This is a genomic window from Cryobacterium arcticum, from assembly GCF_001679725.1.
Taxonomy (GTDB): Bacteria; Actinomycetota; Actinomycetes; order Actinomycetales; family Microbacteriaceae; genus Cryobacterium; species Cryobacterium arcticum_A.
Window position 1 is genome coordinate 26,171 of record NZ_CP016282.1, and the last position, 22,529, is coordinate 48,699.

The window sequence follows — 22,529 nt, forward strand, 5'->3', positions numbered from 1 at the left end:
CAGTGGCATCGGCGTTAGTTGTTTTACATGTGTCTCGCGGCTCCTTACGGTGGAAAGACCGTCTCGAAAGGACCACTTGTGAAGACATTCACCATGCCCGGAACCGACATCGTCGCGCCCAACGTGCTGCTCGGCCTGATGCGCATCGCCGACAAGACCGACGACGAGGTGCAGGAGCTCGTGCGCACAGCTCGGGACTCCGGTATCGATTTCCTCGACCACGCCGACGTGTACGGGAACGAGCTGCACGGCTGTGAGCGCCGGTTCGCCGAGGCGATGAAGCTGACGCCGTCCCAGCGTGACGAGCTCACCATCCAGACCAAGACCGGGATCGTGGGAGAGAACGGGCCGTACTTCGACTTCTCCTATGAGCACATCATCGAGTCGGTGCACGGCTCCCTGGCGGCACTAGGCACCGACCACATCGACATCCTGCTGCTGCACCGGCCCGACGCACTGGTGGAGCCCGAGGAGGTCGCCCGGGCTTTCGACGAGCTGGAAGCCGCCGGCAAGGTGCGCGCGTTCGGCGTCTCCAACCACACCCCGCGCCAGATCGACCTGCTGCGGAAGTACGTGCGCCAGCCGATCGTGGCCAACCAGCTGCAGCTCTCGATCACCCACTCGCCGATCATCGCGCAGGGGGTGTCGGCGAACATGGCCGACGAGGAGCAGTCGGTGACCCTCGACGGCGGCGGGATCCTGGACTACTGCCGGCTGAACGACATCACCGTGCAGGCCTGGTCGCCGTTCCAGGCGGGCTTCTTCAATGGGGTCTTCCTCGGCAACGAGAAGTACCCGGAGCTCAATGCGGTCATCGACCGACTCGCCGCCGCCTATGGAGTGCCGCCGATCGCCATCGCCACGGCGTGGATCACCCGGCACCCCGCCCAGATGCAGGTGGTGCTCGGCACCACCAGCCCCGAGCGGGTTGCCGGCGCCGCCCAGGGCTCCGACCTGCGGCTGAGCCGGGCCGAATGGTACGAGCTCTTCCGGGCCGCCGGCAAGATCGTTCCCTAAGCGACTCGGTCTGAGACGTCGAGTCGAGGCGGCCCGGAGGGGTGGGTGACTACTGCTCGGGGCTGCCCGACGCGACGTCTTCCTCGGTCTCGGAATCACCGTCGGTCTGCGAACCGTCGGGCAGCGCGTCGAGCCTGGCCTTTTCCGCCTCGCTGATGTTGGTGGAGCCGTCCGGGGTCTTCTGGTCGTTCGTCTGATCGGAATTCATTCCATCAACTATAGGAGAACGCACGGTGCCGTGACCATGATCGAGATCCCCTCGGCGGTTCCGCGGATCGACAGGGTGTCCAGGCTGCCATCCGGCACCGACCAGAAATCCCGGCCCATGGCCCGGTCCGACCGGATGTAGCCCTGGACCCCCCACTCGGTCGTGATCGCGTCGAAGGCCTCGTCCGCGCTGTCGGCGATCTCGAAAATGGGGATGACTACGGCGCCCTGCACCTGTTCGTTTTCGCCGTCCACGCAGGTTTCGGTCGTCACGGATGCCGGGCCGCGGATTCCCGCGGCGTCACCGGCGGCATCCAGCAGGGCCGTCACGAGGGCCCGGTCGAGCTCGAGCCGGGCTGCGGCGGCGGCCGGGTCAACGGCGGCCGGGGGAACGGCGCCGGGGAGCCCGGTCATCCGGTCGTCGGGCTCGGCCGAGCCGAGGGGAAGCCCGAGATAGCCGCGGAGGTCCTGGGAAGCGTCGATGCCGCCGGTCGAGGCCGTGAAAGAAGCTCGCGGCAGGCCGTTCGCCGACGAGTCAGAGTCGTCCAGCCCCGTGAGTCGTGCCGCGACAAGGCCACGGGCACTCCGGGTGTCGACAGTGACCCGGAGGGACGGCCGCCAAGCGGAGAACTCCTTCCGCGTGTCGACACCGTTGAACGACACCGATGTCACTCCCTTGGCTGCGGCGATCTCGCTGAGTACGGGGACCAGCTCGGCGGCCGGAGAACGGGGGTCGAACGTCAGCGTCGATGATTCGCCGGTGTCGTGCTGGGTGGCCAGGGTGACGGAGGACACGGCACCGCTACCGAAGCCGGGGATGGCGCGGATCGCCGGCGCCAAATCGGTCCAGGTCGCGGGCGATGCAACCGTGACGGACACCGGGTCCCCGTGCTGCAGCACCGATACAGAGCTAATGCCGGGCAGGTCGCGCAACGACAGGGCGGCCTCGGCCATGTCCTCGGGTTCGACGCTCGTGAGGACGCCGTTCGGAAGGGGCGAGAACTGCAGTTGCACGTCCGCGGTGCCCGGCTCGCCGGGAATCTGCAGGACGGTGGTCAGTGAGACATAGCCATCCTGACCGTCGGCGGCCACTGATGCGGCGAGGGAACGCGTGTCAAGGCCCGACGCATCGGCTTGCACAGTGAGGACGGCAGACCACACAGCCACCTCGGACAACGGCCCGCCGTCTTTATAGTCACGCACCCTGATATCCGTCGTGACCGAAGCCACTCCCGGTGTGCTCCGGATCATGGCTGCGGCGTCGTCGACCACCGCCGTGACCTCCGCAGGCGGGCGCGGAAACCCGGTGCACCCCGCCAAACCCAGTGCCAGCAGCAGGACCCCCGCGCCGGCCCACCCTCGAACGAACCCCCGTGTCTGCATCCGGCCAGTATCCCGCACCGGGCCGACGGCATCCGTCGCGTGACGACACTCTCACGGCCCGTTCACGGCTCGCCTGTTACTGTCGATGGGTCAACCCGAACGGGCCGGCACCACAGTTTTCAGGGAGCACCAGTGAACCAGCCTCGTATGAACGTCGAGTCGTTCAACCTCGACCACCGCACCGTCGCCGCGCCCTACGTGCGCCTGGCGGACACCAAGGTTCTGCCGCAGGGCGACACCATCGTGAAGTACGACGTGCGCTTCACCCAGCCCAACGTGGCCCACCTGGACATGAAGGCGGTGCACTCGATCGAGCACCTCTTCGCCGAGCACTCCCGCAACCACTCGGCGCGGGTCATCGACTTCTCGCCGATGGGCTGCCAGACCGGTTTCTACCTGATCCTGCAGGGGCAGCCGGAGTACGCCGAGGTGCTCGAGCTCATCGAGGCCACCATGACCGACATCCTCGGCGCCACCGAGGTGCCCGCGGCGAACGAGGTGCAGTGCGGTTGGGGCGCGAACCACTCGCTCACCGCGGCGCAGGATGCGGTGAAGGTCTTCCTCGCCGCCCGCGCGGACTGGCCCACCGTCACCGCATGAGCATCGAGCGCAGCGTGAGCATTGACGCGATCATCCTGGTGGCGATGGAGGAGGAAGCAGCCCCGTTCCTCGCCGCCGCCTCCGCCGCGGACGACCCCCTGACCATCGGCAACGCCCGCCAGCACCGCCTCACGCTGGCCGGCCGCGAGGTGCTCCTGGTGCAGAGCGGCATCGGCTTGGTCAACGCGGCCGGCGCGGCGACCGCGGCGATCCTTTCCGCGCGGGCCACCGCGCCCGCCGCCGCGCCGCTGGTGATCAGCGCGGGCTCGGCCGGCGGGGTGGCCGTGCATGTGCGGGTAGGCGAGGTCGTCATCGGCAGCGACTACCTCAACAGCGGGGCGGATGCCCGGGCCTTCGGCTACCTGCTCGGCCAGGTGCCCGGCATGCCCGCCAGCTACCCGGGCACGGCGGGCGCACTCACCGCGGCCGAATCCCCGGTGCAGATGCCCGACGGGTCGGCCATCGTGGTGCACCGGGGGACCATGGTCTCCAGCGACACCTTCGTCGGCGGCGACATCGTGGACCGTGTCCGCGCCGAGTTCCCCGGGGTGCTGGCCACCGACATGGAATCCGTCGCGATCGCCCAGACCGCCCACGTGCACGGGGTGCCGTTCCTGGCCGTTCGGGGCATCTCCGACCTGTGCGGGCCCGTGGCCGGCTCCGACTTCCTCACCCACGTCGACGACGCGGCCGACCGCTCCGCCGTGGTGGTGCTGGAGATCCTGCGCCGGCTCCCGGACTGACCCGCACGGGGAGCAGTTGGGCTGCGGTGGAGGGCGCCGTGGCGGCGCATCCGTTCTAGGGTGAGCACATGGACACTGTGATTGAGATTCTGCACATCGTTGCCGCCGTCTTCATCATCGGACCGATGGCCATCCTGCCGACGACCGGGCTGCGTGCCCTGCGCGCGCGGGAGGCCGGACAGATCACCCTGCTGGCGAAGTCGGTGAACATCTTCACGCTGCTGTCGCTGGTCGTGGCGCTGTTCGGTTTCGGCGCCCTGGGCATGAGCGACCGGGCGTCCTTCGCCTCGACCTGGATCTGGCTCTCGATCGTGCTGTACGCGCTCGCCCTGGCGATCAACCTGTTCCTGGTGGTTCCCGCGCTGCGCGCCTCGGCCGAGGAGGTGATGGCCAACCCGGCGGGCACCGCCCGGGTGGCCGGCTACCCGCGCATCGCCGCCGGGTCCGGCATCGTGACCCTGCTGCTGGTCGCCGTGACCGTGCTCATGGTCTGGAAGCCGTAGGCCGCGCGGGTCAGGCCGCGTCGTAGGCGCGGCGCAGCCAGGCGAGCACGTCGTCGGTGAGCTCGGCCGGGTCGGCCAGGCGCACCCGGTGGGTGACCATACTGTTCCAACTGCCGGATGCCTCCAGCGCATCGGCACCGTTGACGCCGGGCAGCTTCAGGCCCAGGTCGAGCCGGCCGGCGGTGACCTGCACGATGGCGAACTTCTTCGTTCCCCTGAGCAGGCTGATGTAGCTGTTGGTTGGGGCGAGGTTCACCTCGCCGATCTGCCGGGCGTGGGCGAGCAGGGCGTCGTAGGTGGCACGCCAGTGCGCCTTGGCGCCGCTGAACTGGGCGTTGATCTTCTCCTCCACGGGCAGGCGCTGGCCGGGAACCTGGCCCAGCGCCGACACCAGAGCCATGGCATGGCCGGTGCCGAGGCCGTAGTCCTCCTTGAGCCACGCCACGATCCGGGCGGTCTTCACGTCGGGGCCCAACAGACCCTTGGCCGCCGCCGCGGCGCGGAAGTCGTCGGGGCCGAGACCGGTCTTGGCCTTGATCGTGTCCAGGTACGCCTGGGAGGTCATGGTGCTCCTCACGGTGCAGTGGCCTGGGCCACGGTCGACAACTGTGCGGTTAACCTAGCAGGGCCGCCCCTCTCGTGAAGAAGGGCGGCCCTGCTGCTGCTGCCGACGCTAGTCGAGCGTGGGCATCTGCTCGGTGATGTGCGCGATCGTGGGGATCGACGACGTGATCACGGTGCCGTCGGCGCGACGGTTGCCCTCGATGAGCGCCACAGTGGGTGCACCGGGGTCGCGTGCGCCCTGGTGCGACAGCGGGATCGTCTCGGGCGTGCCGGCCGTGACGACGACCTGCAGGCCGCGAACGGTGAGCCGTGCCTCCGTGCCCTCCTCGATGCTGAGGTGCACGCTGGTCTGCGAGACCGCGACGCGCAGGCGGGTGCCCTTGAGCGTGACCCGGAAGATCAGCTCGTCCCAGTCCTCGGGCAGGCGCGGGTCGAGGGTGATGCGCCCGCTGTGGTCGCGGAGCCCTCCGAAACCCATCACCAGCGCACTCCACACGCCACCGGCGGATGCGACGTGCACGCCGTCGGCCGCGTTGTGGTGCAGGTCGGCGAGGTCCACAAACAGCCCGGAGGTGAAGTACTTGAGCGCGAGCTCGTGGTAGCCCACCTCGGCGGCGATGATCGACTGCACGACATCCGACAGCGTGGAGTCGCCCGTGGTCAGCGGGTCGTAGTAGTCGAAGTCGGCCCGTTTCTCCTCTGGGGTGAACTGGTCACCCTGCAGGAGCAACGCCAGCACCACGTCGGCCTGCTTGAGCACCTGGAAGCGGTAGATCACCAGCGGGTGGTAGTGCAGCAGCAGCGGCCGGTTCTCCGGCGGCGTGGCGGCGAGGTCCCAACGCTCCTTCTCCAGGAACTGGGCGTCCTGCGGGTGGATGCCGAGGTTGCGGTCGAAGGGGATGTGCATGGCCTCAGCGGCGAAGGACCACTCCATCACCTCGGCCTCGTCCAGCTTCAGCCGGGCGCACATGGAGTCGAAGGCCGCCCGGTCGACCGAGTACAGCCGGCGCACGCTCTTCACCGCGGCGCGCAGGTTGGAGCGCGCCATGATGTTCGTGTACAGGTTGTCGTTGACGACGGTGGTGTACTCGTCGGGTCCGGTGACGCCGTGGATGTGGAAGACATCGTTGCCGTTGCCGCGCCAGAAACCCAGGTCGGCCCACATCCTGGCGGTCTCCACCAGGATGTCGATGGCCTCGCGGGCGAGGAAGTCCTCGTCGCCGGTGGCCGCCACGTACTGGCTGAGCGCATAGGAGATGTCGGCGTCGATGTGGTACTGCGCCGTCCCGGCCGCGTAGTACGCGCTGGACTCGAGGCCGTTGATGGTGCGCCACGGGAACAGGGCGCCGAGCTGGTTGAGCTCGGTGGCGCGGGCGCGGGCGTGGTCGAGCAGGCCGTGCCGGAACCGCAGGGCGTTCCGGGCCGCGTTCGGCGACGTGTAGGTGAGGAACGGCAGCACGTAGATCTCGGTGTCCCAGAAGTAGTGGCCGCCGTAGCCGGAGCCGGACACCCCCTTCGCCGAGACGCCCTGGCCGTCGGCGCGCATGGACGCCTGGGCCAGCTGGAAGAAGTTCCACCGGGTGGCCTGCTGCAGGGCCGGCTGGCCGGGCAGTTCGACATCCGTGCGAGCCCAGAACGCGTCGAGCCAGTCGCGCTGTTCCTGGATGATCGCGGCGACGCCGGTCTCCTTGGCACGGTCGAGCGTGCGGTCGCACCGGTCGGCGAGCTCGTGCGTTGGCACCCCGGCGGAGGTGTGGTAGCTGAGCAGCTTGGTGATGCGGATGGGGTTGCCCATCTTGGCCTTGACCTTGTACACGTGCTTGGCGAGGTCGTCACCGAGCTGCGAGGACTCGTCGAAGTCGTTGATGGTGTCGATCGAGTGGTCGGAGGCCGTGGCGACCGTCATGCCCGAATTGGTGCAGCGGAACCCGAGGATGTAGCGGCCGTTGTTGGCGCGCTTGAACCGCGGCTGCAGCACCCGGTCGGTGAAGGTCTCGGCGCGGCGGGGGTCCCAGTCGTTGGCCGACCCGGACTTGGGCCGGTCGTACTCGCCGATGCCGTCCTGCCGGTTGAGCGTCTGGCTGGAGATGACGACCGACGCGTCGGAGTCGAGCATGGTCACCTCGTACTCGAGCACGGCAAGGTGACGTTCGGTGAACGAGACCAGGCGGCGCGAGCGGATGAGCACCTGCTTGCCCGACGGGGTGCGCCAGACCAGCGACCGCGACAGGATGCCGTCGGCGAAGTCCAGTCGGCGCTCGTAGCTGAGCAGCTCGGCGAGGGTGAGCACGAGCGGTTCGTCGTCGACGTAGATGCGGATGATCTTCGCATCCGGGGCGTTGACGATGGTCTGGCCGACCCGGGCGAAGCCGAACGCCTCTTCGGCGTGCCGGATGGGCCAGGTCTCGTGGAACCCGTTGATGAAGGTGCCGTGCACGTGGCCGTCGCGGCCCTCGTCGACGTTGCCGCGGAGACCGAGGTAGCCGTTGCCCACGGCGAAGAGGGTCTCGGTGCGGCCCATGTCGTCGCCGGAGAAGTCGGTCTCCACCAGAGCCCACTCGTCGAGCGGGAACCGGCTGCGGTCGAGCGGGTCGGTGAGTTCCTGGATGGCGGCATCGATGGTCATACGTGGACTCCGCTTCCGGTCGAGGGGATCGTGCTGCCGATCAACGGCAGCAACTCGGACAGGTCGGCGACGACGGTGTCGGCTCCGGCCTCGAGCAGCACCTGGGGGCCGACGCCGCGGTCGACGCCGAGGACCAGGCCGAAGTCACCGGCCCGGCCGGACTGGATGCCGGATTCGGCGTCCTCGACGACGACGCACTCGGCCGCCGTGAGGCCGAGCAGCCCGGCGGCGAACGCATACGTGTCGGGGGCTGGCTTGCCGGCGAGGTTCTCGGCGCGGGCGCGCACACCGTCGACGACGATCTCGAACCGGTCGCGGAGTCCCGCGGCGGTGAGCACCATCTCACCGTTCAGTGAACTGGTGACCACGGCGACCTCGAGGCCCGCCGCGACGACGGCGTCGAGGAACCGCAGCGAGCCGGGGTACGGGCTCACGCCGTCTTCGGCGAGGGTCTCGTTGAAGGCCTTGTTCTTGCGGTTGCCGAGCCCGCAGACGGTCTCCTGCTCCGGCGCATCCGTGGGCTGGCCGTCGGGCAGTGACAGCCCGCGCGATGCGAGAAGGGACCGGACGCCGTCGTACCGGGGTTTGCCGTCGATGTAGGCGAAGTAATCGGCGTCGGTGTACGGCTTCACGTCGTGTCCGGCGAGGAACGGCGTGAACAACCGCGACCAGGCGCTCATGTGCACCTCGGCCGTGGGAGTGAGCACGCCGTCGAGGTCGAACAAGACGCCGCGCGCGCTGAGAACCCGGTCGCGGGTCTCAGCGGGCGTAAGGGGGGAGTGGGGGGAAGTCAATATGGTGCCCTGCTTGGTAGTTGCTTTAAGAAGGTGGCTAAAACCGGGTAGTCGAGCTTGTCACTTGCCCCGCGGATCACGAAATTCTCCGCGGGCACACCAACGGCCGGATCGGCGGCCATCGTGGGTGCACATCGATCCTAGAACTTCGACCCGTCGCAGGTGTCGTCCCCGTGTTAACGTTCTGTTGCCATTGGGTGTGACGGCTCCCGGTTTTGCCGACCCGGTCAGTGCGCCATCGGGGCGGGCGCGTGCGGGTCGCTGACCGATACGGCCGGCTTGCGGATGAAGAAGGCCAGCGGAATCGCGAAGAGCGAGATGATCGCGCCGTAGAGGAACGCGCTCTGGGTGCCCGCCGCGGTGGCGGCGACCTCGCCGGCCCCGTTGGCGATCTGGGTTGCCGCCGTCGAGGACATCACGGTGACGAACAGGGCCGTTCCGGCCGCGCCGGCCAGCTGCTGGGCGGTGCCGACGACGGCGCTGCCGTGGGAGTACAGCTTGGGCTTGAGCGAGGCCAGCCCGGAGGTGAACAGCGGGGTGAACAGGAACGCCAGGCCGAAGCTCAGCGCCACGTGGGCCACGAGCACGTACCAGAACGGGGTGCTCGCGGTGAGCATGGTGAGGAACCAGAACGCGCCGCTGACGATGATCGATCCCGGGACCAGGAGCACGGTGGGGCCGAAGCGGTCGTAGAACCGGCCGACGAAGGGGGCGAGCAAGCCCATGGTGAGACCGCCAGGAAGCAGCAGCAGGCCGGTGGTGAGCGCATCCAGGCCCAGCACGGTCTGCATGTAGATGGGCAGCAGGATGAGCGTGCCGAACAGGGCCATCATGCTCACCGCGAGCATGACGATGGCAAAGGTGAAGGTGCGCGACGTGAAGGTGCGCAGGTCGAGCAGGGCCCGGTCGGTACGCTGCAGGGCGACCTGGCGCCAGACGAACAGGGCGATCGCCACGAGGCCGATGCCCAGCGGTATCAGGCCGGCCGATGCACTGCCGGTGGCGGATTCGCCGAGGTTGCTCAGCCCGTAGACCAGGCCGCCGAAACCGAACGCGGAGAGGATCACCGAGACCACGTCGAGCGGCACCTTGGTGGGAGTGGTCACGTTCTTGATGCGGGCAGCGCCGAGGGCAAGCGAGCCGAGCGCGATGGGCAGTACGAGGATGAACATCCAGCGCCAGTCGAGCACGCTGAGGATCAGGCCGGAGATGGTGGGGCCGATGGCCGGGGCGACCGAGATGACGATGGAGATGTTGCCCATGGTCTTTCCGCGGGCGGCGGGCGCCACCAGGGTCATCACGGTGGTCATCAGCAGCGGCATCATGATCGCGGTGCCCATGGCCTGCACCACGCGGCCCACGATGAGCACCTCGAAGCCCGGGGCGATCGCGGCGATGAGGGTGCCGGTGCTGAACAGGGTCATCGCGGCGAGGAACACCGGACGGGTGTTGAACCGCTGCAGCAGGAAGCCCGTGATGGGGATGACGACGGCCATCGTCAGCATGAACGCGGTGGTCAGCCACTGGGCCGCGCTGGCCGTGATGTTGAGATCCTTCATGAGGTGCGGCAGCGCCACACCCATGATGGTCTCGTTGAGGATGACCACGAAGGCTGACACCAGCAGCAGCGAGATGACGAGCTTGGTGCCCGCGGCATCCGGGGCATTGCCGGTGCCGACGGGAGATGTGCTGGTGGGGGCGGTGCTGGTGGCGACACTGGAGTCGGTCATCGGGGTCCTAACGAAACGGGCACTGGTGCGACCTCAGTATGAGGTACCCATGTTTCAACCAGAATGCGCCGGTTATGTTCCCGAATCGGACAAATGCGCCCGGCGCACCGGGCGCAGAAGTCCGCACAGGCAACAGTTGGGCGGATGCCTCGCGCCGGCGGGCAGGTTGGCAGCGGATGCTCGACTCTTGGCAGTCGGTCCCGGTCGGCGCGGCCGGCCGGCTCCCTAGGCTGTGGGCATGCCGATCACACCCGACACCAAAGACTGGACCTGGGTGCTCGAGCGCCCCTGCCCCGAGTGCGGATTCTCCGCCGCAGCTCTCGCCTTCGACGACATTCCCGCTCTGGTGCGGCAGAACGCGGCCGCCTGGGCGCCGGTTCTCGAGCGGCCGGATGTCGCGGTACGGCCCGACGACACGACGTGGTCGGCGCTGGAGTACGCGGCCCACGTGCGCGACGTGTTCCGCATCTTCGACCTGCGACTGGGCCTGATCCTCGCCGAGGACGACCCCCTGTTCGCCAACTGGGACCAGGACGCCACGGCCGAGGCCGAGCGCTACAACGAGCAGGACCCGCGCACCGTGGCGGTGGAGCTGGCCGCCGCCGCGGCATCCGTCGCCGACGCCTTCGCCGCGGTGCCGGCCGCCGACCGTGAACGCACGGGGCGGCGCAGCGACGGCGCCCGGTTCACCGTGACCACGCTGGCCCAGTACTTCGTGCACGACCCGACCCACCACCTCCACGACGTCGGCTGATCTGTGCCGGGTCTTTGGACATGGTTTCGCAGAATCTCACCCAGTAAACTTCGGCCATGACGACGGACCGCAGTGTGGCGCGCACCCCGGCCCCTGCCCCGGGTGCGGTGGTGCACAAGGTGCTCAACAACAACGTCGTCATCTCCATCGACTCGTCCGGGCAGGAACGGGTATTGATGGGTCGCGGGCTCGGCTTCCAACTGCAGCCCACCGACACCATCGACCCCGCCAGGGTCGAGAAGACCTTCATCCTCGAGCAGGGCCATGACGCGGACCACGCCCGCCAGCTTCTGGCGTCCGTGCCCTACCCGATCATCGAGGCCGTGACCGGCGCCGTCGACCAAGCGGAACGCACACTGGGGCGCAGCCTCGGCCGCCGGCTGCCGCTCGCCGTCATCGACCACGTGCAATATGTCCTTGAGCGCATGCAACAGGGAATCCGGATTCCGACCACGGCGATGCCGGAATTACGGGTCTTGCATCCGCAGGAATTCGCGGCGGCTGCCCACATGGCACGGTCGATCAGTGCCGCTCTGCAGAACGAATTGCCCGAGGAAGAAGCTGTATTCCTCACGATGCATCTATTGAACGCCACCCGGGACGAACCCAACGGCACCGCGGCGCTGTTGTTCCGGCGGGTGCAACACGTCGTGACGACCGTCGAGAGCGGCCTCGGGGTTCAGCTGGACCCGGACAGCCCCGACTACGCCCGGTTCATCCTGCACGTGCAGTTTCTGCTGCAACGGCTCGTGGCCCAGTCGATGTTGCGTGGATCGGACACCTCGTTCTTCGAGTTCGCCAAGCTCAGCTACCCGCGTTCCTATGCCATCGCCGCCGACGTGAAGTCCTACGTCAGCGCCGCCACCGGCTCCGACCTCACCGACGAGGAACTGCTCTACGTGATAGTGCACGTGGAGCGGCTGGCGAATCAGGTGGTCGATGGCAGCACCGCCTGACGGTGTGATAGCGTGATCGACGCAGGGCGAGGACGACCTGCGAAGCACTCACGGATTGTTACCGCACAGCGGGCAAAACCTGAACTCAATGCCATTACGGCGTTTCGAGTTCAGGTCTTTTTTTTGCCCAAAATCCGGTTGGGTGCTTCTTGCCAGAGTGAAGCCGCGATGTCGCGGCGGAAGGTGAATCAACCCGATGGATTACTCCACAACCGCTGCTGCGGTTCTCAAGGGCGTTGGCGGAGAGGGGAATGTCTCCTCCCTCGTGCACTGCGCCACCCGGCTGCGGTTCGTCGTGAAGGACGAGAGCAAGATCGACAAGGCAGCCGTGAAGGCCAGCCCCGGCGTCATCGCCACGGCGGAAGCCGGCGGCCAGTACCAGGTCGTCATCGGCAATGAGGTCCCCGAGGTCTTCGCCGAGATCGCCAAGATCTCCAAGCTCGCTGGTCCCGCCGCGAACGTGAAGGCGACGGACGGCCCCAAGGGGAACCTGCTCAACCGGTTCATCGCGATGATCTCCGCCATCTTCACCCCGCTGCTATGGGCCCTGGCCGGAACCGGCCTGCTCAAGGCGTTCCTCGCAGCGGCGGTCACCTTCGGCTGGCTCGACAACACGACCACCACGTACACGATCCTCAACGCCCTCTCGGATGCGTTCATCAACTTCCTGCCGCTCGCGCTCGCGATCACCGCGGCGAAGTACTTCAAGGCGGAACAGTTCACCTCGCTCGCTATCGCCGGCGCCTTCGTGTATCCGTCGATCGTGGCCCTGAACGGGGTGCCCGACATCACCTTCTTCGGCATCCCGGTCACCATGGTCAGCTACGTCTCGAGCGTCATCCCGATCATCGTCATCGTCTGGCTGCAGAGCCACGCCGAACGCGTGCTCTACGCCAAGCTGCCCTCGGCGATCCGACGCTTCGTCACGCCCATGCTCCTGGTGCTGATCCTCGTTCCCCTCACCTTCCTCGTCATCGGCCCGCTGTCCAACCTGATCAGCGGCGGCCTCGCCGGCGGCATCGGCTGGATCTTCACTGCCGTGCCCTGGCTCGGCGGGGCCATCATGGGCGGACTGTGGCAGGTCTTCGTGATCTTCGGCCTGCACTGGGGCTTCGTGCCGCTGATGACCGCTGAACTGCAGACCGGCGGCCTGATCTACCTCGTTGCCCCCCTGTTCGCTGCGGTTCTGGCACAGGCCGCCGCCGTCACCGGCGTGTGGGTGCGCACCAAGGACAAGAACCTCAAGTCCCTCGCCGCCCCGGCCGCGTTGTCCGGCTTCCTCGCCGGCGTGACCGAGCCGGCCATCTACGGCGTCAACCTGCCGTTGAAGCGCCCGTTCGTGTTCGGCGTCATCGGCGGTGTCCTCGGTGGTGGGCTGATCTCCGCCGGCGGCATCGCGGCCAACGCTTTCGTGCTGCCGTCCGGCCTGGCCATTCCCGCCCTGCTCAGCCAGGGCAGCATCGTGATGCTGTTCCTCGGCCTGGCCGTCGCGATCATCGTGCCGTTCCTGCTCACCGTCATCGTCGGCTTCAAGGACCCGGTCGCCGAGACCGCGGCCCCCGTGGAGAGTCGCGACCTACAGGTGCTGAGCCCCTTGGACGGCACCGCCGTTCCGCTCACCGCGGTTCCCGACGCCGTCTTCGCCGGCGGTTCGCTAGGCAAGGGCGTCGCCGTGATTCCCCGAATCGGTGCCCTGTACGCCCCGTTCGACGCCGTCGTGGCCGCCGCCTTCCCCACCGGCCACGCGATCGGCCTGAAGCACGCCGACGGCGCCGAGGTGCTCATCCACATCGGTATCGACACGGTCAAGCTCGGCGGCAAGCACTTCACGGTCAAGGTCGAGAAGGGCCAGCAGGTCGCGGCCGGCGACCTCCTGGTGGAGTTCGACATCCCGGCCATCACCGCGGCCGGATACGACATCACGACGCCCATCATCGTGACGAACACCAAGCGGTACCCCGCCATCGGCTCCGCGACGACGGGCCCGGTCGCCCACGGCGACGCGCTCTTCCTCGCGATCGCCGAAGAAGAACTGGCGATCGCCTAGGCGACGCGCAGGACACAACGGTGGAGGGGCGGCCCGCTTGCGCCCCTCCACCCCATGCAGTGAGTAATAAAAGGAGTACACGAATGACCAGTTCCACACCTTTCCCCGCTGACTTCCTCTGGGGCGGCGCCACCGCGGCCAACCAGATCGAAGGCGCCTACAACGAGGGCGGCAAGGGCCTGTCGATCCAGGACGTCATGCCGCAGGGAATCGCCACGCCGCGCACCGAGGGCCCGACCGATGACAACCTCAAGCAGGTGGCCATCGACTTCTACCACCGCTACGCCGAGGACATCGCCCTGTTCGCCGAGATGGGCTTCAAGACTTTCCGCTTCTCCATCGCCTGGAGCCGGGTCTTCCCCCTCGGCGACGAGTCCGAACCCAACGAAGAAGGCCTCGCCTTCTACGACCGGGTGCTCGACGAGTGCGAGAAGCACGGCATCGAACCGCTCGTCACCATCTCGCACTACGAGACCCCGCTGCACCTGACCGAGACCTACGACGGCTGGGTCAACCGCGACCTCATCGGCTTCTACGAGCGGTACGCCCGGGTGCTGTTCGCCCGGTACGGCACCCGGGTGAAGTACTGGCTCACCTTCAACGAGATCAACTCGGTGCTGCACGCCCCGCTCATGTCCGGCGGCATCAACACCCCGAAGGACCAGCTCTCCACGACCGACCTGTACCAGGCGATCCACAACGAACTGGTCGCCAGCGCCCTGGCCACCAAGGCGGCCAGGGAACTGGCCCCCCAGGCCCAGATCGGCTGCATGGTGCTCGCGATGCCCGCCTACCCGTTGACGCCGGACCCCGACGACGTCATGGCATCGCTGACCACCGAGCGCACCAACCTCGCGTTCGGCGACATCCACGTGCGAGGCGAGTACCCCGGGTACTACCTGCGCAGCCTCCGCGACCAGGGCGTGGAGCTGGTCATCACTGACGAGGACCGTGCGCTGCTCAAGGAGCACACCGTCGACTTCGTCTCGTTCAGCTACTACATGAGCGTGGCCGAGACCGCCGACGACTCCAAGCGGATCATCGGCGAGGGCAACATCATGGGTGGCGTGTCCAACCCGACGCTGCAGGCATCCGAGTGGGGCTGGCAGATCGACCCTGTGGGCCTGCGCATCGTGCTCAACCAGTTCTGGGACCGCTGGCAGAAGCCGCTCTTCATCGTGGAGAACGGCCTGGGCGCCCGCGACCAGCTCGTGGAAGTCGACGGCCGCAAGACCGTCATCGACGACTACCGGATCGACTACCTCAACGACCACCTCGTGCAGGTCGGTGAGGCCATCACCGACGGCGTCGACGTCATGGGTTACACCTCGTGGGGCTGCATCGACATCGTCAGCGCCAGCACGGCGCAGCTGAGCAAGCGCTACGGCTTCATCTACGTGGACCGCAACGACGACGGCACCGGCACGCTCGACCGCTACAAGAAGAAGTCCTTCGACTGGTACGCCGAGGTCATCTCGTCGAACGGCGCCAGCCTCACGCGCTAGCGTCGAAGGATACGTTTTACCCCCTTGGGTGGTCTCCGGGATGCCGTTGGCCCGGAGACCACCTCGTTTGGAGCTCCGCATGATTTTCCCCCGCATCGCTTTCCTCGACGTCGACGGCACCCTCATCGACTCGGGTGAGGTGATCGCAGACTCCACCATCGAGGCGGTGCAGACCGCCAGGGCCAACGGGCACCTGGTGTACCTGTGCACCGGCCGGGCGAGCGTGGAGATCTACGCCAAGATCCGCGACATCGGCTTCGACGGTGCGATCAGCGCCGGCGGCGGGTTCGCCGAGATCGGCGACGAACTCGTGATCAGCCGCACCATGCCCGAAGAGGCGGTGGCGCGGATGGTCGACTTCTACGACGAGTCCGGCTACGACTTCTACCTGCAGGCGTTCGCCGAGCTGTACCCGAGCCCCGGCGTGCGTGGACGTTTCGCCAGCTACCTGCAGGACGACCAGGCCCGCAGGGGCGAAACCCGTACCGACCTCGAATCGGTGACGGGCGAGCACGAACACCCGGCCCTCAAGGCGTTCGCCGATGTGCGCCCGCTCAGCTTCACCGGCATCGCGAAGTCGGTCTTCCTGGCCGGCGACCTGTCAGCGTTCGACCGGGTCACCGCGGCGCTCAGCGGCGACTTCCACGTGATCACCGGCACCATCCCGCACATGGGCAAGGGCAGCGGCGAGGTCACCCTCGGCGGGGTCAACAAGGGCTCGACGATTCTGCAACTGCTCGACAAGCTCGGCCTGGACGCTTCACGCGCCATCGGCGTGGGCGACAGCAACAACGACATCGAGATGCTGCAGGTCTGCGGTGTGGGCATCGCCATGGGCAACGCCACGGATGCCGTGAAGGCGCATGCCGATGAGGTCACCACGAGCGTGCTCGACGACGGAGTCTGGAATGCGTTCCGCCGCCACGGCCTGATCTGACGGACGTTTCCCACTCAACCCCGTCGGTCGAGCTTGTCGAGACTCGGTGAGCAGACCAGCGGGGTCTACTTCGACAAGCTCAGCACGGCGTCGACAAGCTCGACCAGCGATCGGCCGCGATGCGCGGACAAGCTCACGGGGTCTCGACAGGCTCGACCAGCGTGTGGGCGCGATGCGCAGAGAAGCTTGCGGGGTCTACTTCGACAAGCTCAGCACGGCGTCGACAAGCTCGACCAGCGTTCGGGGCGATCCGCAGACCGTCTCGACCAGCGATCGGGGGCGATCCGCAGACCGCCTCGATCGGCGATCGGGGGCGGTTTGAGGCTGGTCAGAGGGCCTCGAGCACGCTCACGTAGTTGGCCACCCCGACGCCGCCCATGTTCTGCACCAGGGCGCGCCGGGCGCCGGGCAGCTGCATCTCGCCGGCCGTGCCGGTGAGCTGCATGGCCGAGACCACATGCTGGGACACTCCGGTGGCGCCCACCGGGTGACCCTTGGCCTTGAGGCCGCCGGACAGGTTCACCGGCAGGCGTCCGCCCGGCTGCACCCAGCCCTCCTCGATGGCGCGGCGCCCCTCGCCGGCCGCGGTGAGGCCCATGGCCTCGTAGAGCACGAGCTCGGCGATGGTGAAGCAGTCGTGCACCTCGGCGAAGTCCACGTCGGCCAGGCCCACTCCGGCCATGCCCAGGGCACGCTCGAAGGAGACCCGGGTGGCCGCGAACGCCGTGGGGTCGCGCCGGGCCGCCGGCAGGAAGTCGTTGGCCTGGCCGAACCCGGTCAGGCGTACCGGGTCGGTGGCCGCGCCGGTGCTGCGGCGGGCATCCGTGCTGAGGATCACCGCGGCCGCGCCGTCGGAGACCGGCGAGCAGTCGGTACGGCGCAGCTGCCCGGCCACGATCGGGTTCTTCTCCGACACCGTGCGGCAGAACTCCTCGCCGAGGTCCTTACGCAGCTGCGCGTACGGGTTGGCGACGCCGTTGCGGTGGTTTTTCGCGGCGATCGAACCGAGCACGTCGCCGATCGCGCCGTAGCGCTCGGTGTACGCGTCGGCCACGACGGCGAACAGGCCGGCGAACCCGGTGCTCGACGGGGTGCCGGCGAGGTCGTAGTCCGCGCCGAGCAGCGCCGCGCCCACCTGGTCGGCGGTGGCGTGGGTCATCTTCTCCGCGCCGATCACCAGCACGGTCTTCGCCGTGCCGGCCAGCAGCGATTTCACGCCCTGGTGGATCGCGGCGGACCCTGACGCGCAGGCGTTCTCCACCCGGGTGGCCGGCACGTTCGCCAGCGCCGGGTCGGCCTGCAGCACGAGCGAGGACGGGAAGGCCAACGGCACCAGGGCCGAGTTGAACTGGCCCAGGTAGACCTCGTCGATTTCGGCGGCGTCGATGCCGGCGCCCGCGATGGCGTCCCGGGTGACCTGCACAATGAGGGACTCGAGGGTGTCGTCGGTGAGCTTGCCGAACCGGCTGTGTCCCCAGCCGGTGAGCAAGATGTCGAGGCCGTTGCGGGTCGTGAGGCTCATGCGACCACCTCCGCCCGGGCATCCGTGAACTCGGCGTCGGTGCAGTCACGCAGCCGGTCCACGGTGACGCCGGGGGCGAGGCGCACAAGCTGCAGGCCGGCATCCGTGATGTCGAAGACGGCGAGGTCGGAGATGATGCGGTCGACCACGGCCACGCCGGTGAGCGGCAGGGTGCACTCGGTGACGATCTTGGGCGAGCCGTCGCGGGCGACGTGCTCGGTGAGCACGACCACCCGCGGGGTGCCGGCGACCAGGTCCATGGCGCCGCCCATGCCCTTGACCATCTTGCCGGGGATGGTCCAGTTGGCCAGGTCCCCGCGGCCGGAGACCTGCATGGCGCCGAGGATGGCGACCTTGACGTGGCCGCCGCGGATCATGCCGAACGAGGTGGCCGAGTCGAACACCGACCCGCCCGGCAGCACCGTGACCGTCTGCTTGCCGGCGTTGATGAGGTCGGCGTCCTCGTCGCCCTCGAACGGGAACGGGCCCATGCCCAGCAACCCGTTCTCGCTCTGCAGCGTCACGCTCACCCCGGCCGGCAGGTTGTTGGCCACCAGGGTGGGGATGCCGATGCCGAGGTTGACATAGTCACCGTCCTCCAGCTCGGCGGCCGCGATGGCGGCCATCTCGTCGCGGGTCCAGGTCATCGGAGGGCTCCTTCGGGGCTGACTGTGGCGCGGGCGGTGTCGCGCCGGCGCACCGTGCGCTGTTCGATCGGCTTCTCGCGGGCCGTTGCCGGCACCAGGCGTTGCACGTAGACGCCGGGGGTGACGACGTTGTCGGGGTCGAGTTCCCCGGCCAGCACGATGTGCTCGGCCTCCGCGATGGTGACCCGCCCGGCGGTGGCGACCACCGGGTTGAAGTTGCGGGCGGTGTAGCGGTAGGTGAGATTGCCGGCGGTGTCGGCCCGGTGGGCGCGCACGAGCGAGACGTCGGCGACGATGGCGCGCTCCTGCACATAGCGTTCGCCGTCGAAGTCGGCGTGCGGCTTACCGTCGGCGACCAGGGTGCCGACCCCGGTCTTGGTGAAGAACGCGGGGATGCCCGAGCCGCCGGCCCGCAGCCGCTCGGCCAGGGTGCCCTGGGGGCTGAACTCGACCTCTAGGCGTCCGTCGAGGAACTGCTCGGCGAAGAGCCTGTTCTCACCCACGTAGGAGGCGATGACCTTCCGCACCTGGCCGGCTTCGAGCAGCTGGCCGAGGCCCAGGCCGTCGACGCCCATGTTGTTCGAGACCACGGTGAGGCCGGTCACGCCGGAGTCGCGCACGGCTTCGATCAGGTCCGCGGGGATGCCGCTCAGGCCGAAGCCGCCGACAGCGAGCACGCAGCCGTCGGTGAGGGTGCCGGCGAGGGCCTCGGCGGCGCTGAGGTGCAGTGTTGTCATCGGATTCTCCTCGTGATCAGGATGCGGGGTGGATGCGCCGGGCCGCTCACGCGGTCCAGCCGCCGTCCATCAGGTACGACGAGCCGGTGACCATGGCCGCCTCGCGGGAGGCGAGGAACACGACCAGGGCCGCCACTTCCTCGGGTTCGACGAGCCGTTTGATGGCGTTCTTGGCCAGGATCACCTCGTGCATCACCTCATCGGCGGGGATGCCGTGCGCCTCGGCCTGCGCCGAGATCTGGCTCTCCAGCAGAGGCGTGCGCACGTAGCCGGGGTTCACGCAGTTGCTGGTGACCCCGTGTTCGCCGCCCTCGAGCGCGGTCACCTTGGACAGCCCTTCGAGGCCGTGCTTGGCGGTGACGTACGCCGACTTGAACGCCGAGGCGCGCAGCCCGTGCACCGACGAGACGTTGATGATCCGGCCGTGCCCGTTCTTGTACATGTGCGGCAGGGCGGCCCGGATGAGCAGGAACGGCACCTCGACCATGAGCGTCTGCATCCGGCGGAACTCCGCCGGGTCGAAACTCTCCAGGGGGCTGATGGTCTGGTAGCCGGCGTTGTTGACCAGGATGTCGGCGGACAGCGTGAGCGTCTCGAGCGCCGCGGTGTCGAGCAGGTCGACGGCCCAGGCTTCGCCGCGCACCTGGCCGGCCACCCGTTCGGCGGCCTCGGCGTCCCGGTCGGCGACGATCACATGGGCGCCCCGGGCGGCCAGGGCCGCCGCGCAGGCGGCCCCGATGCCGCCGGCGCCGCCGGTGATCAGCGCGCTCTGGCCGGTGAGGTCGCTGAGCATCAGAGGCTGCCGACCGGGGTCAGACCGTGCTTCCGGGCATCCGCCGCGTCGACGTCGCGGAGGGAGATGCCGCGGGTCTCCTTGAGGGTCACCACGGCGACCAGCGTGACGGCGCAGGCCGCGGCCACGTAGAGGGCCACCGGCAGCCAGGAGCCGTACTTCTGCAGCAGGGCCGTGGCGATGATCGGGGCCATCGACCCGGCCAGGATCGAGGTGACCTGGTAGCCGAGGGAGACACCAGAGTACCGCATCCGGGTGGGGAACATCTCGGCCATGATGGCGGGCTGGCCGGCGTACATCAGCGAGTGGAAGCAGAGCCCGATGGTGATGGCGAGCACGATCAGCGCCGGGTTGAGGGTGTCGAACATCGGGAAGGCGAAGAACGCCCAGGTGGAGCCGAGGACGGCGCCGGCGAGGTAGACGGGCTTGCGACCGATGCGGTCGGAGAGTCGGCCGACCTGCGGGATCACCAGGAAATGCACCACGTGGGCGATCAGCAGTGCGAGCAGCAGGCTGCTGGTGTTGTACTGGTGCACAGTGACCAGGTACACGATCGAGAAGCTCACGATGATGTAGTACAGGATGTTCTCGGCGAAGCGCAGGCCCATGGCGCCGAGGATGCCCTTCGGGTACTTGCGCACGACCTCGAGCACGCCGTAGTTCGCGGCCTTGTCGGCCTCTACCTGGGCGCGGGCCTCGAGGAAGATCGGCGCCTCGCTGACGTGGGTGCGGATGTAGTAACCGACCACGACGATCACGGCGGAGAGCCAGAACGCGACGCGCCAGCCCCAGCTGAGGAACTGGTCGGCCGGCAGGGTCCAGGACATGGTCAGCAGCACCAGGGTGGCGAGCAGATTGCCCACCGGCACGGCCGACTGCGGCCAGCTGGACCAGAACCCGCGGGACTGGTTCGGGCTGTGCTCGGCCACCAGCAGCACGGCGCCGCCCCACTCGCCGCCGACGGCGAAGCCCTGGATGAAGCGCAACGCCACCAGGAGGGCGGGCGCCCAGTAGCCGATGGTGTCGAAGCCGGGCAGGCATCCCATCAGGAACGTCGCGATGCCGACCAGCACGATGGTGAGTTGCAGGGTGTGCTTGCGGCCGAGCCGGTCGCCGATCTGGCCGAAGACGATGCCGCCCAGCGGCCGGGCGATGAAGCCCACGGCATAGGTGAGGAACGCGGCGATGATGCCGTCGAGCTGGCTGCCCGCGTTGGGGAAGAAGACCGTGGCGAAGACCAGGCTCGCGGCCGTGGCGTAGAGGAAGAATTCGTACCACTCGACGACGGTGCCGACCATGGAGGCGGCGACGATCTTCTTGAGTCCCGAGGTTTCGCTGGTGGGGGAGGGACCGCTCGTGGCGGTGGTGACACGCGGGTTCGCGCTCATGGGGTCTCCTTGAGTATCGGCATTGACACTGGGTGGGGGAAAGGCTTGTCGTTCTGCGCAGGGGGCGGTGAACGGCTCCCCTGAGTATTCCCGCTCGCCGATGCTGCGACAATGACCACTTCACCACTCCCGATGTGCATAATTGCAGATATGAGCGAATCAGCCGCCACCGGCTCGGCGAACCCCGACGACCTGCTGGTGCTGCTCGCCGTCGCCAGGACCGGTCGCTTCACCACCGCGGCCGAGTCCCTGGGCCTCAACCACACCACGATCTCCCGCCGCATCAGCGCCCTCGAGACGGCGTTGGGCGGCCGGGTGCTCTCCCGCACCGCGGGCGGCTGGGAGCTCACCGACCTGGGCACCCGGGCGGTGCGCGCGGCCGAGAACGTGGAGGCCGCCCTCGACCTGCTCGGCGGGCAGGCCGACGGCCGGGAGCTCTCCGGGGTTGTGCGGCTCAGCGCGACGGATGGCTTCAGCGCGTTCATCGCCGCGCCGGCGGTGGCCCAGCTGCAGCGGGCGCATCCGCTGCTGCGGGTGGAGATCGTCACGGTGACCCGGCAGGCGCTGCAGCACCGCTCGGGCCTCGACATCGAGGTCGTGGTGGGCCGCCCGCAGGCGCACCGGGCGGAGGCGTTCGAGCTGGGCCGCTACACGCTGGGCATGTACGCGTCGCGGGAGTACCTGGACCGGAACGGCACGCCGACCAGCGTGGCCGAGCTGGTGGAGCATCCGCTGGTCTACTTCGTGGACTCGATGTTGCAGGTGGACGACCTGGACGCCCCGCGCCGGCTGGTGCCGACCATGCGCGGGGCGCTGAGCTCGACGAATGTGTTCGTGCAGATCGAGGCCACCCGGGTGGGCGGCGGCATCGGCCTGCTGCCCTGCTTCATGGCCGACCGGCACGACGACCTCGTGCGGGTGTTGCCGGCCGAGTTCGCCGAGGAGCTGCCCTATTGGATGGTGCTGCGCCCGGAGGCCAGGCGGCAGCCGGTGATCGCCGCCGTGGTGGAGGCCCTCCGCGCCCAAATGCTGACGGTGGCCGCGGCCCTCCGCGGCTAACCCAAGCCCGCTCGCGG

At 68.4% G+C, this 22,529-nt stretch carries 21 protein-coding genes; 10 read left to right on the forward strand and 11 right to left on the reverse strand.

From position 1 onward, the window contains the following. Nucleotides 1–78: 78 nt before the first annotated feature. Nucleotides 79–1,017, forward strand: a complete 939-nt coding sequence (locus PA27867_RS00135) for an aldo/keto reductase (protein WP_066591515.1) — start codon at nucleotides 79–81, stop codon at nucleotides 1,015–1,017. Nucleotides 1,018–1,066: 49 nt separating this feature from the next. Here the strand turns inward: PA27867_RS00135 and PA27867_RS20465 are convergent, their stop codons facing one another. After that, a complete protein-coding gene (locus PA27867_RS20465) occupies nucleotides 1,067–1,225 on the reverse strand; it encodes a hypothetical protein (protein WP_157109064.1) in 159 nt (52 codons plus the stop codon). Between the two features lie 8 nt (nucleotides 1,226–1,233). Next, nucleotides 1,234–2,427 carry a hypothetical protein gene (locus tag PA27867_RS00140; RefSeq protein ID WP_157109065.1) on the reverse strand — a complete coding sequence of 398 codons (1,194 nt, stop codon included), beginning with the start codon at nucleotides 2,425–2,427 and terminating at the stop codon, nucleotides 1,234–1,236. A 327-nt stretch (nucleotides 2,428–2,754) separates the two neighbouring features. Here PA27867_RS00140 and PA27867_RS00145 point away from each other — a divergent pair, with 327 nt between their 5' ends. The 3 genes from PA27867_RS00145 (at nucleotide 2,755) to PA27867_RS00155 (ending at nucleotide 4,453) form a co-directional block, all read left to right on the forward strand. Then, nucleotides 2,755–3,207: an S-ribosylhomocysteine lyase gene (locus PA27867_RS00145; RefSeq protein WP_066591520.1), complete on the forward strand. Its 453-nt coding sequence runs from the start codon at nucleotides 2,755–2,757 to the stop codon at nucleotides 3,205–3,207. Continuing rightward, the gene (mtnN, locus tag PA27867_RS00150; protein ID WP_066591522.1) at nucleotides 3,204–3,950 is read left to right on the forward strand and encodes a 5'-methylthioadenosine/S-adenosylhomocysteine nucleosidase; all 747 of its coding nucleotides are present in this window, start codon (nucleotides 3,204–3,206) and stop codon (nucleotides 3,948–3,950) included. The genes PA27867_RS00145 and mtnN overlap by 4 nt, the downstream gene beginning before the upstream one ends. A 68-nt stretch (nucleotides 3,951–4,018) precedes the next feature. Beyond that, nucleotides 4,019–4,453 carry a DUF2269 family protein gene (locus PA27867_RS00155; RefSeq protein WP_066591525.1) on the forward strand — a complete coding sequence of 145 codons (435 nt, stop codon included), beginning with the start codon at nucleotides 4,019–4,021 and terminating at the stop codon, nucleotides 4,451–4,453. 10 nt (nucleotides 4,454–4,463) lie between these two features. On the opposite strand, the gene PA27867_RS00160 is transcribed toward PA27867_RS00155, so the two are convergent. From PA27867_RS00160 to PA27867_RS00175, 4 genes are all read right to left on the reverse strand, one after another. Then, on the reverse strand, nucleotides 4,464–5,018 hold the full coding sequence (locus tag PA27867_RS00160) for a DUF4287 domain-containing protein (RefSeq protein ID WP_066591527.1): 555 nt from the start codon (nucleotides 5,016–5,018) through the stop codon (nucleotides 4,464–4,466). A gap of 108 nt (nucleotides 5,019–5,126) precedes the next feature. Continuing rightward, nucleotides 5,127–7,643 carry a glycoside hydrolase family 65 protein gene (locus PA27867_RS00165; RefSeq protein ID WP_066591530.1) on the reverse strand — a complete coding sequence of 839 codons (2,517 nt, stop codon included), beginning with the start codon at nucleotides 7,641–7,643 and terminating at the stop codon, nucleotides 5,127–5,129. Then, the gene (locus PA27867_RS00170) at nucleotides 7,640–8,437 is read right to left on the reverse strand and encodes an HAD family hydrolase (RefSeq protein ID WP_084020494.1); all 798 of its coding nucleotides are present in this window, start codon (nucleotides 8,435–8,437) and stop codon (nucleotides 7,640–7,642) included. Before PA27867_RS00170 ends, PA27867_RS00165 begins: the two co-directional genes overlap by 4 nt. A gap of 227 nt (nucleotides 8,438–8,664) precedes the next feature. After that, nucleotides 8,665–10,167 (reverse strand): MDR family MFS transporter, encoded by a 1,503-nt coding sequence (locus tag PA27867_RS00175; RefSeq protein WP_066591534.1) that lies wholly within the window; start codon nucleotides 10,165–10,167, stop codon nucleotides 8,665–8,667. Between the two features lie 238 nt (nucleotides 10,168–10,405). On the opposite strand from PA27867_RS00175, the gene PA27867_RS00180 reads away from it, so the two are divergent. From PA27867_RS00180 to PA27867_RS00200, 5 genes are all read left to right on the forward strand, one after another. After that, nucleotides 10,406–10,921: a DinB family protein gene (locus tag PA27867_RS00180; protein ID WP_066591537.1), complete on the forward strand. Its 516-nt coding sequence runs from the start codon at nucleotides 10,406–10,408 to the stop codon at nucleotides 10,919–10,921. A 56-nt stretch (nucleotides 10,922–10,977) separates the two neighbouring features. Then, the gene (locus PA27867_RS00185) at nucleotides 10,978–11,877 is read left to right on the forward strand and encodes a PRD domain-containing protein (protein ID WP_066591540.1); all 900 of its coding nucleotides are present in this window, start codon (nucleotides 10,978–10,980) and stop codon (nucleotides 11,875–11,877) included. Nucleotides 11,878–12,073: 196 nt separating this feature from the next. Continuing rightward, nucleotides 12,074–13,924 carry a beta-glucoside-specific PTS transporter subunit IIABC gene (locus tag PA27867_RS00190; RefSeq protein ID WP_066591544.1) on the forward strand — a complete coding sequence of 617 codons (1,851 nt, stop codon included), beginning with the start codon at nucleotides 12,074–12,076 and terminating at the stop codon, nucleotides 13,922–13,924. Nucleotides 13,925–14,007: 83 nt separating this feature from the next. Next, entirely contained in the window at nucleotides 14,008–15,429 is a 1,422-nt protein-coding gene (locus PA27867_RS00195) for a glycoside hydrolase family 1 protein (protein ID WP_066591547.1), read from the forward strand. 79 nt (nucleotides 15,430–15,508) lie between these two features. Then, a complete protein-coding gene (locus tag PA27867_RS00200; RefSeq protein ID WP_066591549.1) occupies nucleotides 15,509–16,366 on the forward strand; it encodes an HAD family hydrolase in 858 nt (285 codons plus the stop codon). Nucleotides 16,367–16,694: 328 nt separating this feature from the next. On the opposite strand, the gene PA27867_RS00205 is transcribed toward PA27867_RS00200, so the two are convergent. The 5 genes from PA27867_RS00205 to PA27867_RS00225 are packed head-to-tail and all read right to left on the reverse strand — an operon-like array spanning nucleotide 16,695 to nucleotide 21,453. Further along, on the reverse strand, nucleotides 16,695–17,888 hold the full coding sequence (locus tag PA27867_RS00205; protein ID WP_066591551.1) for an acetyl-CoA acetyltransferase: 1,194 nt from the start codon (nucleotides 17,886–17,888) through the stop codon (nucleotides 16,695–16,697). Then, entirely contained in the window at nucleotides 17,885–18,535 is a 651-nt protein-coding gene (locus tag PA27867_RS00210) for a 3-oxoacid CoA-transferase subunit B (protein ID WP_066591554.1), read from the reverse strand. The genes PA27867_RS00205 and PA27867_RS00210 overlap by 4 nt, the downstream gene beginning before the upstream one ends. Further along, nucleotides 18,532–19,272 (reverse strand): CoA transferase subunit A, encoded by a 741-nt coding sequence (locus PA27867_RS00215; protein ID WP_066591557.1) that lies wholly within the window; start codon nucleotides 19,270–19,272, stop codon nucleotides 18,532–18,534. The genes PA27867_RS00210 and PA27867_RS00215 overlap by 4 nt, the downstream gene beginning before the upstream one ends. A 46-nt stretch (nucleotides 19,273–19,318) precedes the next feature. Further along, nucleotides 19,319–20,065 carry a 3-hydroxybutyrate dehydrogenase gene (locus PA27867_RS00220; protein WP_066591560.1) on the reverse strand — a complete coding sequence of 249 codons (747 nt, stop codon included), beginning with the start codon at nucleotides 20,063–20,065 and terminating at the stop codon, nucleotides 19,319–19,321. Continuing rightward, on the reverse strand, nucleotides 20,065–21,453 hold the full coding sequence (locus tag PA27867_RS00225) for an MFS transporter (protein WP_066591563.1): 1,389 nt from the start codon (nucleotides 21,451–21,453) through the stop codon (nucleotides 20,065–20,067). The genes PA27867_RS00220 and PA27867_RS00225 overlap by 1 nt, the downstream gene beginning before the upstream one ends. 150 nt (nucleotides 21,454–21,603) lie before the next feature. Here PA27867_RS00225 and PA27867_RS00230 point away from each other — a divergent pair, with 150 nt between their 5' ends. Next, nucleotides 21,604–22,512, forward strand: coding sequence for a LysR family transcriptional regulator (locus PA27867_RS00230; RefSeq protein ID WP_236900773.1), 909 nt, complete (start codon nucleotides 21,604–21,606; stop codon nucleotides 22,510–22,512). Nucleotides 22,513–22,529 lie beyond the last annotated feature (17 nt).